Genomic DNA, 14328 nt, shown 5'->3' with positions numbered 1-14328 from the left:
TATGTCCACCGTGGTGATAGTTGAAGATGAACCGATGGAAGCGGAAAGCCTGCGCCGCATTGTAGCGGCCAGTCAGCAAGGCGTGCTGATTTATGACGCTCCGACCGGTAGAAAAGCTATGCAGCTGATTGATGAACTGCCGCATATCGACCTGATTTTTGTCGACCTGACCATTCCCCGCCCCGACGGCAGGCAGGTTATTCAGTATCTACGCACCAAAAGCAGCGCTACCCGCGTTATCGTCACCAGCGCCAGCGACGACTTTGATCTTCTCCGCAGTATGCTGCCTTTGCAGATTGAAGATTATTTGCTGAAACCGATAAAAAAGCAGGCCATCATTGATAAGGTTAACGGTAGCCTGAACGCTGATGCGCACGGAACCGCCCATGGCGAAGCGCTGAAGCGGCGGCTTCAGACGCTTATTGCCCGGTGTGACTATCCGCAATGGCATGACCTGCTGTTGGACGTGCACAGACGCGCCTTTTTTGGGGACAACCAGGCAAGCCGCGAGCTGGTTCTGCTGCTGGAACTGATATGTCGGCAGGCGTCATTAAGGCCGCCGATGCGGGAAAAGATCGGCATGCTGGCGCTACAGGTCGGGCAGGACGGTGTGAGCAAGGCGCGCTACCGGCGTCTGGTTCTGCTGCTGTTGCAGGCAAGCCGGGAAATATTTGATGCAGCCCTGAAAACAAGCACGCAGTCCTTTGTCGCCCGAGCAAAATTTCATATTGAACGAGGCATAACGGAAAACGTTACGCTGGATGGTATTGCCGCCAAATCTTTTATCAGCGCCTGCTACCTGAGCCGAAAATTTAAAAAAGAGACGGGCACAGGTTTTTCCGCTTACGTTACCCATCGCAAAATGCAGTTTGCCTGCGCCCTGTTACAGTTCAGCGATCTGAATATTCATACCGTTGCACTGGAGCTTGGCTGGCAGGATGCCAACTATTTCTGCCGCATTTTTAAAAAGGAAACGGGCATGGCGCCGTCAGACTACTGTCGTCAGATGACGGCGACCGGAAACAATAAAGACCAGACAAAAAAGTCTCTGTAACGGGCAAAATAGTTTCCCTGGCTCCGTCAGGGAGGCCGGTAAAATAGCGGGATAACATTAAGGAGAACGCTATGCCCGGAAAAAGCCTTGGGCTGATTGAAACCGTGGGGCTGGCCGCCGCGGTGGAAGCCGCCGATGCGGCCCTGAAATCGGCCAACGTGACGCTGGCAGGCTGCGAGCAGACCAAAGGAAACGGTCTGATACTGGTGAGATTAACGGGAGAGGTGTCGGCGGTGAATGCTGCCGTCGAAGCAGGCGCGGTGGCAGCCAGCCGCATGGGCAAGCTTTACGCCCGTCGGGTCATAGCCAGAGCGGCAGAGGGCATTGAGGCGATGACGCAAATTACCTGTAAATCGGTAGCCCCAACGCGGCCTGCTTTGCCTGCCGACACAGGCGCGAAGACTGCTTTGCATGACGACGTAACGACAGAAGTTGTTGTGCCTGACGATATATCAATACAGTCGGTTTTACCTGACGACGTAACGACAGAAGTTGCTGTGCCTGACGATACATCAATGCCTGTTTTACCTGGCAACGTAACGGCAAAAACTGTTGTGCCTGACGTCACCTTAACGCAGCCGGTTTCTCCTGGTGATGCACCAGTACAACCCAGGTCCGAAGCAGAGACAGATCCGGTCAATAACGGAGCGGATATCAACGCCAACGAGCCGTCTTCCGATGCGATATCTCCTGTTCAGGATGCTGTAACTAAAGGTAATAAGTCGGCACGTCGTTCCGGTCAACGCAAAAAATAGGCGGTGGTGGCGCCGCGCTTTTCCTTATCACCAGCCTACCGTGCGTCTTTCCTTTACCGCAGCCGATCTCGTATCTTTACCACCAGCCAAACCGTATACCTTTCCTTTACCGCGGTCGCTGCCGTGTCTTTATCACCAGCCAAACCGTATACCTTTCCTTTACCGCAGTCGATCCCGTCTCTTTATCACCAGCTTTCCTTTACCCCAATTGACCCTGTGTTTTACCTCCGGCCAACCGTGTCATCTCCTTTACCCCGATTGCCCCTCTGCTTTGATCACCGGCGACCACGCGCCCTGGCCGTCGGCCAACGCTGTCCGTTTGTTGCGATCGCCCAATCACCATCGCTAGCCGCCGGTATGGCAGGTAAATCCCAGCCCTTCCACTACCGCTTTCAGCGGCCCGATGTCGACTTTAACGGCGCTTTCCCGCAGCGGATAGTTGCGGCCCAGCAGAGCATATTTGTTTTCGCCAAAATTATGGTAGGGCAGCAAATGGATCTCGGTGACGTTCATCATCAGTCGGGCGAATTCCGCGATGCGCCGAACCTCTTCGGGGCTGTCGTTAACGCCGGGGATCACCGGCACACGCACCACCGTTTTGGTAATAAAAGAGATGCGCAGCAGATTTTCCAGAATACGTCGGTTATCCACGCCGGTATTTTCCCGGTGCACCGTCGGATGAATAGCTTTGATATCCGTCAGCGCCAGATCGACCCACGGAAATACCTCATCAATCACCTCTTTACTGGTTAAACCGGTGGTTTCTATTGCGGTATGCCAGCCCTTCGCCTTGCAGGCTTTCAGCAATTCGCGAGCGAACTCAGGCTGCGCCAGCGGCTCGCCGCCCGAGAGCGTGATGCCGCCGCCGGATCGTCGGAACAAATTTTCCTCTTTCTGTAGCTCGCGCATTACCTGGCCGACCGTCATGCGCTTTCCTTTCATCTCCAGCGCGCCGGTCGGACAAACCTGCGTACAGTCGCCGCACTGCGTGCAGCGCGTGCGATCCACAAAGAAAGGATTGTCCGGCGACAGCGCCTGCGTGGGACACACGCTCAGGCACTTCCCGCAGCGGATGCAGTCACGGTTTTTAAAAAGCAGCTCTGGCCCGGGGCGCTGCGACTCTGGGTTGCAGCACCATTTACAGGCCAGCGGGCAGCCTTTAAAAAACGGGATAGTGCGAATGCCCGGCCCGTCATGCAGCGAATAGCGCTGAATATTAAACAGCACGCCTTCCGTTTCGTAGTCGACTTTCATCCTGTGTCCTGCTGGCTGGCAACCACGCCGGCCGCATCAAAAGTGCTGTTCGGTACGGCTGATAATGTCGTCCTGAACCTCTTTGGCCAGCACCACAAACTGCGCGCTGTAGCCCGCCACGCGCACCACCAGATCCTGATGCTGCTGCGGATCTTTTTGCGCACGCAGCAGCGTGTCGCGATCCACCACGTTGAACTGCACGTGCATCCCTTTTTTATCAAAATAGTTGCGTACCAGGCTGCCGAAGTTGCGCAGCCCTTTCTCCCCCGCCAGCGCGGAAGGCAAAAACTTCTGATTGTAGAGGGTGCCGTTAGAGGCGATAAAGTGATCCAGCTTGGCTACCGAGCTGGCGGCGGCGGTCGGCCCTGAGCCGTCTTTGCCCTGCCGTGGCGACACGCCGTCTGCCAGCGGCGCTTTTGCCAGGCGACCGTCGGGCAGCGCGCCCACGTCCTTGCCAAACAGCACGTTGGCCGAGACGGGATAGATACCGGCCTGAAACTGACCACCGCGCGGATTGCGGTATTTTTCCACTTCGCGACAGTAGATCAGCGCGCAGCGCCGGGCCACCAGGTCTACCTCGTCAATATCATTGCCGAAGCAGGGCGTATTTTCCAGAATGCGGCGGATCTCAGCGAAACGCTGGCTGCCTTGCGGGGCCGCCGTGGAGGAGAGCCGACGATAAACTTCTTCTTTGATCGCCGCCGCGTCCAGCGATCCGTCCCGATCGATAATTTGCTGTACCATGGCGCAGAGGTCGTTTTCGCTCAGCGATGCCTGAGGCGAGCTGTCGGCTGCGTGACCAAAATTGCTTTCCAGCGCGCTTTTCAGTTCAGCAAGCGTCAGCTTGCCCTCTTCAAACACCTGCTTCTGGATGGCGTAAACGGAGTCGCCGGTATCGGCCACGCCAAACGCCTGCGGGCCGGTAAAGTTATAGATAGCGCCGCCTTCCTGCAAGGATTTGCCCCGCCCGATACAGTCATCCACCAGCGCAGAGAGAAACGGCAGCGGGCAACGTTCGCCGTGCGCAAGGTCGACGCTGTTGCAGGCCTCTACCAGCTGATGGACGAAATGCGTCATCTGCTGCTGAAAAGCCTGGTAAAAGTCGTCCATGCCGCGCCAGCTGGTCATCTCGCCGGTTATCGGTCCCAGCTGCTTGCCGCCTGCCCGTCCGTTGTTCAGCGTGATTTCCAGCACCTTAGCAACGTTAAAGAAGGCCGCGTCGTGCCAGCCTTCGGTACGGTGCGGCGCCTGCGGCTCCACGCAGCCGATAATGCAGTAATCTCTGGCATCCTGCAGCGAAACGCCGCGATTCTGCAGCGCCGGGATAATCACCTCGTCGTTATAAATGGCCGGAACGCCCAGCCCCAGACGCACCACCTCGCAGGCGCGGAATAAAAACTCGTCGGGCGTACCCTGCCAGACGCGAATGGAGAAAGAAGGCTGCGGCAGGCGAACGTGCGCGGTTGCCTCCATGCACATATAGCTCAGCGGATTCGTAGCGTCGCGCCCCTCTTCCGTCTGGCCGCCAACGCAAAGATTCTGGAACACGGCATAGCCGGCGAAAGCCTGCGCGGAGACTTCGTCGCGGGTTTTATTGATGTCGTTAAGCTTGATCCAGCAGCAGTCCACCAGCTCCTGAGCAAACTCCGGCGTAATGCTGCTGTCCGCCGCCAGATAAGGATACATATACTGATCGAAGCGGCCTGGCGAAATCGAGTGGCCGCTGGATTCAATCTGCAACATGCTCTGAATAAACCAGAAGGTCTGACAGGCCTGCCAGAAAGTGGTCGCGCCCTGCTCCGGCACCCGTCGGCAATTTTGCGCAATCTGCTCCAGCTCGCGTTTGCGCTGTGGATTGTTTTCCGCCTGCGCCAGCCGCGCCGCTTCCTGCGCATAGCGATGGGCAAAAGCGATAGCGGCCTGATAGCTGATAATCACCGCCTGATAAAACTGCTCTTTTTTCAGGTAGTCGGGGCGGCTGCGATCCAGCTTCGCCAGCGCTTCGTTTACCTCTGCGATAATGCCGCGAAAACCGATCTTTAACACCTTGCCGTAATCCACGCTGACGTGGCCTACGCCGCCATAAAAATAGTTGCCGACGGTAAAGACGCCGCCCGCCATGCTCTCTTTGGTGGCGTCAGACATATAGGACGCGGCCAGCGAGCTGGTGGTTTTGCCCGGCCAGTATTTAAAGGCTTCGCTCAGCGCCTGCGCAGTTTCCTTTTCGATAATAAAGGGATCGGCCAGACGGTGCTCCATCGTTTCGAACTCTTTTTCCACCCATTCAAAGGAAAATTCCGGGCAGATTTCGGTAGAGCGCGGATGGATGGTGACTGCGCCGACAATCAGCTCATCCGCGCGGATGGTGATCGGCAGCTCGTGAAAGATTTTTTCAATAACTCTGGCGCGCCGCATGATGGCGGGCAGATGCTCATACTGCTGATAAGCCAGCGTCGCCAGCGTGGCGCGCTCCGATTCCACGTACGGCTTCACCTGCAGGAGCGTGTTTTTAAGCCTGAGGATACGATCGGTCGGACTGGAAAAGCCTTTTTCCAACATAGTGATAACTCCCGAAAAAGCGTTTTGTTTATGGCCCTGGGGCTTAAGCGCCGAGGTGCTGTTCAATCAGCCGCATCGCCTCCGCCACCGCCGCGACCTCGCCGAAGATCGCCAGCGAAGTGATATGCTGAGGGCAGCTGCCGAAAATTTCCGAAACCATGACGTCGGCGCCTTTACTGGCCAGGTCGGCACAGAAATAGAGATCGGGCACCGGCAGCATTAACAGCGCGACGGCGTCCACACGTAGCAGATCCAGCCGCGTCCTGAATTCCGACGGCATCCGGCGCCTGAGCATCGCCAGCGTTTCCGGCGTGGGGGCGTTGATAATGCGCGTTTTCATCAGCGGATATTCAGCGCCTCGACCATGACGCAGCGGCGCCTTCTGGCGAAGGTGCGCGCCGAGGTCAGTCCTTCGCCCGTTGGCCCGGCGATAGTAAAGGTGGTGTGGCCTTCGCCGCCGACGCCCAGCCCGGCGTAAGACGGCCCGTTTTTCACAAAGATGGTGGTTTGGATCTGCCGCGCCATGCGGGTCAGCTTCTCTACGTTGGTAGAGTGCATCACCGCCGTATGACGGTTGCCCTGCTCCACGCAAACGGCCAGCTCGATGGCTTCGTCAACGTTATCCACGCGCACCAGCGGCAGCACCGGCATCATTAATTCATGCACGACAAAAGGATGCGTCGCTTCGGTTTCAATCAGGATGACTCTGGTTTCCGCCGGCGCATCAATGCCCAGCTGTTGCAGGATATAGCGCGCGTCTTTGCCGACAAACGCCGTATTCGGGCCGCTGCCTTTGTCGTTCAGCACCAGCGTTTGCAGCTGCTGAATAAGCTTTTTGTCGCTCAGCAGGTAAGCGCCGCTTTTCTTCATGCAGTGGATCAGATAATCCGCCGCCTGGCTGACTACAATCACCTCTTTTTCCGCCGTGCACGGCAGGTTGTTGTCAAAGCTACAGCCGTTGATGATATCGCGGGCGGCCTGTTCGATATCGGCCGTTTCATCCACGACGGCAGGCGGATTGCCCGCGCCTGCGCCAACGGCTTTTTTACCGGAGGACATCACCGTTTTCACAATGGCCGGGCCGCCGGTCGCCACCAGCATAGCGATGCGCGGATCCTTAATCAGCGCGTTGGTATTTTCTACAGAGGGCTGCGCAACCGTCACTACCAGATTATCCGGCGCGCCCAGCGCGGCGAGCTTGTTATTGATAAGCGCCACCGTATACAGCGACACCTTGCGGGAACGAGGATGCGGACTGAAGACCACCGCATTGCCGGCGGCCAGCATACTGATGCTGTTATTGATTAGCGTCTCGGTCGGATTGGTAGTCGGCGTGATAGCGCCGATAACGCCATAGGCCGAATATTCCGTCAGCGTCAGGCCGCCATCGCCGCTTTGCGCGCAGGTCGGCAGGTCTTCCGGGCCGGGCGTTTTCAGCGCGGCAAGGCGGTTTTTAATCACCTTATCCGCCACGTTGCCCATGCCGGTTTCTTCAACCGCCATGCGGGAGAGCGTTTGCAGCACCTCCTCCTGTAAAAACGCCTCGCGGATGCCGTTGATAAAGGTCGTGCGATCCTGCATAGAGCAATGGCGATACTGCACCTGGGCCAGCACGGCCGCGCCGATCGCCTCGTCCATCGTGGCGAAAACGCCTGCTTCCTCCGTCTCCGTGACGGCGGATCTTTTCGCGTCTTCCGGGTTTGCGCTGCTCTGCGCCAGCGCCCGGGCGACCATGGCCGCCAGCGCCGGATTTTCGGCATCGGCAGCGGGCGTGGTGCGGGTAAATTTGCTCAGGACGTTTTCCACCGCCTGAGCGATCTCGCTGTCATTCATGCTTCCCTTCCTTACCGCGCGATCAGATATAGGGTGTGGTAGTTGAGTGGATGGGCGCCGGATCGAGCGTGGCCAACAGCTGTAATCCCACTTCGCGCGCGGCCGTGACCGCCTGGCGCACCGCGCCGGAATCGCCAGCGAAAGTAAAGATCGCCTCGTTGCTGAAGCTGGTGCCTTTGGCCGGGCTGGCGTAGCCAACAGGTTCAATAACCGCCGCCTTGGCCGCCACGTCGGCGATAACGATGCCTATCGCCGCTGGCGAAGCGCAGGTCATACCGAACGCTTTGCCAACCGGCGCGCCGAAGGCTTTATTCAGCGCGTGGCTGGCGCGGGCGGTGTACTGAAATTCCAGATGCCCGGCCGGCGAGCCGTAAACGTCGCCCATCGTCCGTTCGATTTCACCCAGCGTGACCTCCACCGCCCGACGCACATCCGAGACGTCTGCCGCGCCGAACAGGATCAGGCAGCCGTGTCCGCCGCCGCCTTCCGTATCACGCGCCAGCTCAATGGCGACGATCTCGCTGTTGGTGGCCTTAACGGCTTCATCCGCAGCGAAAATATGCGGGCCCGCGCCGGTTCTGGCGCCGATAATGCCCAGCGAGCGGAACCGGCCGTCGATAGCCATCACCTCATGAAGCTGGCTATCGACATTGGCGATCACCAGGCCGATGGTATGGCCGAGCGCGGTACCGACAAACTCGGTCAGGCCGCAGCCGCTGCGCTTCTCTGGCTGGCCGATAGCCCTGGAAATAATCTGTTCGACAAGATTGTCCTGCATGGCTTGTCCTCAGGCCGTTACTCCGTGGCCGTTTTTAATATTTTTTCTACTTCAACATGCGGGCGGGGGATCACGTGAACCGAGACCAGCTCGCCGACCTTGGCCGCCGCCACGGAACCGGCATCGGTTGCCGCTTTTACCGCGCCCACGTCGCCGCGTACCATCACCGTGACCAGCCCGGAACCGATTTTCTCGTAGCCGACCAGCGTCACATTGGCCGATTTCACCATGGTATCTGCCGCTTCAATGGCGGAAACCAGCCCCTTTGTTTCAACCATGCCCAGCGCTTCCTGCTGCATAATGACCTCGTTTGTTTGACTGATAAAAAGACGCGCCTCTGAGGCCACGCCCGATTGCGATGTTAAGGCGGACGCGAAAAAATATTTTGTCCGCCAGTAAGATTATTTTGCGCGTTATCGTTCGGGCGCGGCGGCAAGCCTGGCCGCATCCTGCGCAATCATTTTTTCTTCATTGGTGGGAATGACCATCACGGTCGGCGAATCGTCGGCGGAAATCGTGCCCGCGGCGCCGCCCGCTATCGCCTGATTCCTGTTACGATCCAGGCGGAAGCCGAAGATCTCCAGCCTGGCCAGAGTCAGCTCGCGCACCAGCGCCGAGTTTTCGCCAATGCCGCCGGTAAAGATCAGAGCGTCCAGCCGGTGCAGCGCGGCAAACTGGCCGCCCAGATGCCGCGCCAGCCGGTGCACCATAACGTCAATCGCCAGCGTCGCCCGCGCATCGCCTTTGGCGCGTGCTTCCTGCAAGGTGCGACAGTCGCTGGACAGCCCGGAAAGCCCCAGCAGGCCTGAACGGTTATTAGCCATCTCGCCCAGCGCCTCGATGGGCTGCCCGCTGCATGTCGCCAGGTAAGCCATCGCGCCAAAATCGACGTCGCCGCAGCGCGTGCCCATCACCAGCCCTTCCAGCGGCGTCATGCCCATTGTGGTATCCACGCTTTGCCCATTGCGTACCGCGCAGAGCGAAGATCCGTTGCCCAGATGGGCAATCACCAGGCCGTGATCCTGCGGATCGAGATCCAGCAGCCTGACCGCTTCGGCGGCGACAAAGCGGTGCGACGTGCCGTGAAAACCGTAGCGTCGGATCTTGTAGCGCTCGCGGTATTCCAGCGGCATGGCATAGGTAAAGGCTTCCGGCGGCAGCGTCTGGTGAAAAGCCGTGTCAAACACCGCCACCTGCGGCAGCGCGGGCAGCAAAGCCAGCGCGGTGTCGATGCCGATAAGGTTGGCGGGATTATGCAGGGGCGCCAGATCCGCCAGCTGGCGGATCTGGTCGATCACCGCGGGCGTGAGCAGCACCGAGCGTTGAAACTCGCTGCCGCCGTGCGCAACGCGATGCCCGATGGCGCACAGCGAGGAGAGCAGCGTTTTCTCTGCCAGCACGACAAACAGCGTTTGCAGCGCGCAATGGTGCGTTGGCTGCGCCAGAAGCCTGGTGGTTTTTCCCGCCTCATCCTTAAAGGTGATAGCGGCGTTATCCAACCCCAGCCTTTCCGCCAGCCCGGAAAGCAGCGGCGTTTCGCCCTCCAGCGGCAGCACAGAAAATTTCAGCGAAGAAGAGCCGCAGTTGATAACCAAAACCGTTGTTGTAGACATAATGACCTCTGAAATCCGTTTTAGGGTCGGGAAGGCGTAAGTAAAAAGTGCGCCTGACTGAAGCGGGCAAGCGACTCGCGGGCGATGGCGATATCCTGCGTGACGCTGCCGCCGCTGATGCCTATTCCACCCAGCAGCCGCGTCTGCGACCAGCAGGGTAAACCGCCGCCAAGACAGCAGATCCCCTGCTGCGGTAAGCCCTCCAGGCTCGCGCCCGGCCGTACCTGCTGCGCCAGCTCATGCGTCGCCATCCTCAGCGCCGCGGCGGTCCAGGCCTTTTCCGTCGCCAGGCGGTGGCTGACCAGCAGCGCATCATCCATGCTGAAAAACCAGCGCTGCTGTCCGGCCGTATCTACCAGGCTGAATACGATTGGCACTTCATATTCCTGCGCGACCTCACAGGCAATCGCCGCCAGCGCCGCTGCCGCAGAGAAGCTCAGCGAGTGATGCCGCGACGGATGCGAATTAATGGCCTGCTGGATCAGGCTGTCCAGACTCTCCCTTACCGACATAAGTGCGCTTCCTTTTGCTATCCATTGAGATCCAGCGCATCGACAATGCCAACCACTGCCGCATCGATCACCGAATGCTCGCCGTTACCCATGCGTGCCGAGCTTCCCGAGCTGACGATAACCGTTTCCCCATTTCCGGCCCCCACACAGTCAACCGCAACCTGGGCGCTGCCCGTCGGCTGATGATGCTCGTTCAGGCGGGCCACGATCAGCAGCTTGGCGCCGTTCAGCGAGGGATGCTTACTGGTCGATACCAGCGCGCCCGTGACTTTAGCCAGATACATAGTCAGTCCTTGTATAAAATGATGTGCCGCCGCCGTATCTCGTCCTGAGCGGCTGGCGTGATCAGTACGTTTCGGCCTGGCCGCAGCGCCGTGCCTGCGGGCTGCTGACGGATATCCGCCAGTGAAATAAGTTGCTTACCCTTGCTCTGTGTTGTTACACCGGGAAAAACGATCCCCCAGCTTTTCAGCGTGGCGATATAGCGATGCAGCTGCTCCCGCATCGCCTCCGGCAACGCCGCGTGGGTAAACTCGTCGCCCAGCGTGACAATGATTTTCCGGCCGTGGCACAGCGCATGAAAAGCCCAGGCGCTGGCAACGTTGTCGCTAAGGCATAACGCGATTTTCGCCAGGCTGTTGCCTGAGATCGCCGGGAGAAACAGCTCGCTGTACTCTTCTTCCGCCTGCGGCATTCGCGTGTCGTAAAGCAGTTCAGGCGCGAACCCTTCCCGCCAGCATTGAAATGCCCCGTAAACGGCAGACAGGCTGGCGCTGTGGGAAAGCGTGACCCGCAGGCCGTATCCGGCCTGGCTCAGCGCCTCCAGCGCAGCCAGCGTTTCCGGCAGGACGCGCGGATCCGTTCCCGTAATCACCACTCTGACCATGCCCTGCCTTTGCTGCACCAGCAGACGATCGATAATGCTATCGAGCCGGTTGGAAAGATCCGGCTGCACGATCACGCCACCTTCGGCCCGTTGCTTTTGATCTGCACCCGATCGCCATTACCCAGCCCAAGCGCGTTGGCCTCTTCCTGATCCAGGTGGATCTCCGCCAGCGCTTCTGCACTGACGCGCACCTTCACATGGCGCAATACGCCCGCACGCGGCCCCTGGGTTTCCACCGCTATTTCCGCGCCGTCCGTCAGCCCATGCCGCGCCGCTTCCTCAGGTGAAATATGAAGATGCCGCCATGCAACGATAACGCCCTCCGCTATCGCCACTTCGCCATGCGGCCCCACCAGCGTTACGCCAGGGGATCCCTGCAGCTCGCCGGACATTCTTACCGGCGCGCCGATGCCAAGGACAAAGCCGTCCGCCACTGAAATCTCAACCTGCGTGACATTACGCAGCGGCCCCAGCACCCGCACGCGCTGTAGCTCGCCTTTCGGCCCGCGCAGCGTGACGGTTTCCTGTGCGGCGAACTGACCGGGCTGCTTTAACGCTTTCATCCGGGTCAGCGACGAACCGTAGCCGAACAGCATGTCCATCTCTTTACGGCTCAGGTGCACGTGCCGGTTGGAGACGCCGACGGCAATAGTCAGCGGCTGGCTTTTTCGTCCTGCCGCCAGCTCCTGTAAAATCTGCTGCGTGATGCTTCTGGCCTGCCGTTGCGTATCCGTCTTCATCCTCTCTTCCTTGCTGTTTATTCGCCCGCCAGGCGCGACAGCAGGCGATCGATATCCTGCTCGCTGGCACGGCGTGGATTGGTTGCAGTACAGCCATCGGCCAGCGCCGCCTGGATCAGTTCGCCGCGCAAGGTGGCAAACCGGGCCAGATCCGCGCCCATCTCTTTTAGCGTTGCCGGAATGGCAAACTGCTGGTTAAGCGCACGCACGGCCTGCGCCAGACTGTCGGCAGCCATCAACCGCGCGCACTGCTGGTAGCGAGCCTGCGCCCCTTGTATTTCGCTATTAAATTCAACCACTAACGGCAGCAGCATGGCGTTGATCCTGCCATGCGCAAGATGCAGCCTGCCGCCGACTGCATGGGCCATGCCGTGAACCAGCCCCAGCCCCGCCGAGTTGAACGCCATGCCCGCCATGCAGGAAGCGTGATGCATATGCGCCCGCGCGCTGAGGTCGTGCGGTTCACGGTAAGCCTGGGGTAAATAGCGGGCGGTCAGCGCAATGGCTTTTTCCGCCAGCGCATCGCTGAAGTCGTTTGCTTCTGTGGAGACCAGCGCTTCAACCGCGTGGGTCAGCACGTCCATACCGGTATCCGCCGTGACGCTCGCGGGGACGCTGGCCACCAGCCGGGCGTCGAGAAGGGTGATATCCGGCAGCAGCGCAGCAGACACCAGCGGATATTTGCTGCCACTGTATGGGTCGGAAAAAACGGCGTAGGTTGTCGCCTCTGACCCGGAGCCGCTGGTCGTGGGAACGGCAATCAGCCTGATGTGATAAAGAGGATCGTACTCTTCAAGGGTGGCCTTAATGCCTTTGGCCGCATCCAACGCGGAACCGCCGCCAAGCGCGATAATCGTATCCGGCCTGAAGACTTTACATTTTTCCGCGCCTGCCTGTAGCAGCGCGGTAGTGGGATCGGCTTTGACCTCGCTATAGATGATGATCGAAGCCTGGGGCATCAAGGCGATCAGCTGATTTACTTTGCCGGATGAGAGCATAAATTCGTCGGTGACGATGGCGACTTTTTTCAGCCCAAGCTGACTCAGCGCTGCCAGCGCATTTTCACCATGGTAAATATTCGGGACAGAGAAAATCTTCGCCACGCCCTTATCCTTAACAAAACGTCCGCCATTTAAGGGCGACAGATTAGCAACGACGGCGGCTGAGCGGCTCTGGATTAGTTTGTCCGGATACGGGAAATTTTTGCGGAGAAGCGGAAGGAATTAAAAATAATCTTTACCTTTCCGCCTGCAAAGAAAACCCGGCTTCAGGCCGGGTATGCACGATATTGACAGTTTTTTAGTGAGTTCGCTTTCAGGGCTTCACGTCCGTTACCAGCGTGGGCAGATCCCAGGTGCCGCCCGCATGGATATAACGACACATGCCGGTCATGGCGTCGCGGCTTTTGCGGAAAGCCTGGCCATCCCACACCCAGCTTTTCAGGCTCATGCAGTCTGCGATACCCCGGCCTTTCTGCACATAGGTAATCACGCCTTTTTCATAATCCGAGCCGGAAATGGTCACCAGCACCGGCTTACCTTTTAGTTGGTTATCGATAACCCAGTAGCCATACCCTTCGTTATAAGCCGCGCGCCAGCAGAGCGCCGAAAGCAAAGCGTGGCCGTCATCCAGTGGCGTAAGGGTCAGCCCGTCGTTTTCCGGAATAGCATTTTCTGCCGGTGAAACCAGGCTGTCGCACATGTCATCGTCATTTTGATTGACCGTTGCAAGCAGTCGGGTTTTCAGCGCGGCGACTTCTGACGCGGTCAGCGAACGAGGTTCGCCGCTGCGGGTTTTTGCTGCGTGAATAACCGGCACGGGTACCGCCTGAGCTACGCTGCTTTCCGGCTTATCGCCCTTTTTGGTGAGCGCGCCAGGCGTGCCGATGCGGCCCTGCACGTCGTCAGCTTTCAGCAGCACGGCATAAGCGCCCTCGCCGGAAAGCAGAAAAGGCGTCGCGCCGCCTTTAAATTCCACTTTACCGCTGCCTTTGACGGCGTTGAGTAACGCTGCCGTCTGGCCAGCCGACAGCCGCCAGTTGTCGTCAGCCGCCACGAGATCGCCCGCGGATTTCCCGTCGATCCACAGCGTCAGCTTTTGTACCGGCGCGCTGTCTTCTGCGCTGTCGGCCAGCGTCACTTCGCCCGTCGGCACCGTTCCGGGGCCGGCGGTACGGGTAAGCAAGACGGAGCCGGACGGATCGTCTTCTTTGGCATAGCCCGCAACGCGGCAGGTCAGCGTATTGTCGCAGGCTACTTCCCAGTCTTTGTGTTCAAAGGTTACGCCGCTATGACTGGCCAGTGCCGACAGGGAGAGCGTCGCCAGCGCAAAAAACATCAGTTTA

At 58.9% G+C, this 14328-nt stretch carries 15 protein-coding genes; 2 read left to right on the top strand and 13 right to left on the bottom strand.

What is annotated here, in order from left to right:
* Position 1: 1 nt before the first annotated feature.
* Positions 2-1054, top strand: coding sequence for a helix-turn-helix domain-containing protein (locus ACA373_RS12765; RefSeq protein WP_253458142.1), 1053 nt, complete (start codon positions 2-4; stop codon positions 1052-1054).
* A 71-nt stretch (positions 1055-1125) separates the two neighbouring features.
* Positions 1126-1809, top strand: a complete 684-nt coding sequence (locus tag ACA373_RS12760; RefSeq protein ID WP_370734607.1) for a BMC domain-containing protein — start codon at positions 1126-1128, stop codon at positions 1807-1809.
* 345 nt (positions 1810-2154) lie between these two features.
* Here the strand turns inward: ACA373_RS12760 and ACA373_RS12755 are convergent, their stop codons facing one another.
* From ACA373_RS12755 to ACA373_RS12695, 13 genes are all read right to left on the bottom strand, one after another.
* A complete protein-coding gene (locus ACA373_RS12755; RefSeq protein WP_370734606.1) occupies positions 2155-3063 on the bottom strand; it encodes a glycyl-radical enzyme activating protein in 909 nt (302 codons plus the stop codon).
* Between the two features lie 36 nt (positions 3064-3099).
* Complete coding sequence (gene grpM, locus ACA373_RS12750) at positions 3100-5622, bottom strand: glycyl radical diol dehydratase GrpM (RefSeq protein WP_370734605.1); 2523 nt, start codon at positions 5620-5622, stop codon at positions 3100-3102.
* A 43-nt stretch (positions 5623-5665) separates the two neighbouring features.
* Positions 5666-5962, bottom strand: coding sequence for a hypothetical protein (locus ACA373_RS12745; RefSeq protein WP_253458133.1), 297 nt, complete (start codon positions 5960-5962; stop codon positions 5666-5668).
* Entirely contained in the window at positions 5962-7455 is a 1494-nt protein-coding gene (locus ACA373_RS12740; RefSeq protein WP_370734604.1) for an aldehyde dehydrogenase family protein, read from the bottom strand. The genes ACA373_RS12745 and ACA373_RS12740 overlap by 1 nt, the downstream gene beginning before the upstream one ends.
* A gap of 22 nt (positions 7456-7477) precedes the next feature.
* Positions 7478-8233 (bottom strand): propanediol utilization microcompartment protein PduB, encoded by a 756-nt coding sequence (pduB, locus tag ACA373_RS12735; protein WP_253458128.1) that lies wholly within the window; start codon positions 8231-8233, stop codon positions 7478-7480.
* A 17-nt stretch (positions 8234-8250) separates the two neighbouring features.
* Positions 8251-8532: a propanediol utilization system shell hexameric protein GrpH gene (grpH, locus tag ACA373_RS12730; RefSeq protein WP_253458125.1), complete on the bottom strand. Its 282-nt coding sequence runs from the start codon at positions 8530-8532 to the stop codon at positions 8251-8253.
* 114 nt (positions 8533-8646) lie between these two features.
* Positions 8647-9846, bottom strand: coding sequence for a propionate kinase (gene tdcD, locus ACA373_RS12725; RefSeq protein WP_370734603.1), 1200 nt, complete (start codon positions 9844-9846; stop codon positions 8647-8649).
* 20 nt (positions 9847-9866) lie between these two features.
* Entirely contained in the window at positions 9867-10358 is a 492-nt protein-coding gene (locus ACA373_RS12720; RefSeq protein WP_370734602.1) for a heme-binding protein, read from the bottom strand.
* Positions 10359-10375: 17 nt separating this feature from the next.
* Positions 10376-10642, bottom strand: coding sequence for a EutN/CcmL family microcompartment protein (locus ACA373_RS12715; RefSeq protein WP_253458117.1), 267 nt, complete (start codon positions 10640-10642; stop codon positions 10376-10378).
* A gap of 2 nt (positions 10643-10644) precedes the next feature.
* Positions 10645-11313, bottom strand: coding sequence for a hypothetical protein (locus ACA373_RS12710; RefSeq protein ID WP_370734601.1), 669 nt, complete (start codon positions 11311-11313; stop codon positions 10645-10647).
* Positions 11314-11315: 2 nt separating this feature from the next.
* Entirely contained in the window at positions 11316-11984 is a 669-nt protein-coding gene (gene pduL / locus ACA373_RS12705) for a phosphate propanoyltransferase (RefSeq protein ID WP_370734600.1), read from the bottom strand.
* Between the two features lie 17 nt (positions 11985-12001).
* Complete coding sequence (locus tag ACA373_RS12700) at positions 12002-13087, bottom strand: 1-propanol dehydrogenase PduQ (RefSeq protein ID WP_370734599.1); 1086 nt, start codon at positions 13085-13087, stop codon at positions 12002-12004.
* A gap of 211 nt (positions 13088-13298) precedes the next feature.
* Entirely contained in the window at positions 13299-14321 is a 1023-nt protein-coding gene (locus ACA373_RS12695; protein ID WP_370734722.1) for a DUF1176 domain-containing protein, read from the bottom strand.
* Between the last annotated feature and the right edge of the window lie 7 nt (positions 14322-14328).

It is taken from the genome of Erwinia sp. STN24 (assembly GCF_041320675.1).
Lineage (GTDB): Bacteria > Pseudomonadota > Gammaproteobacteria > Enterobacterales > Enterobacteriaceae > Erwinia > Erwinia aeris.
This window is presented reverse-complemented; position numbering and strand designations above follow the sequence as displayed.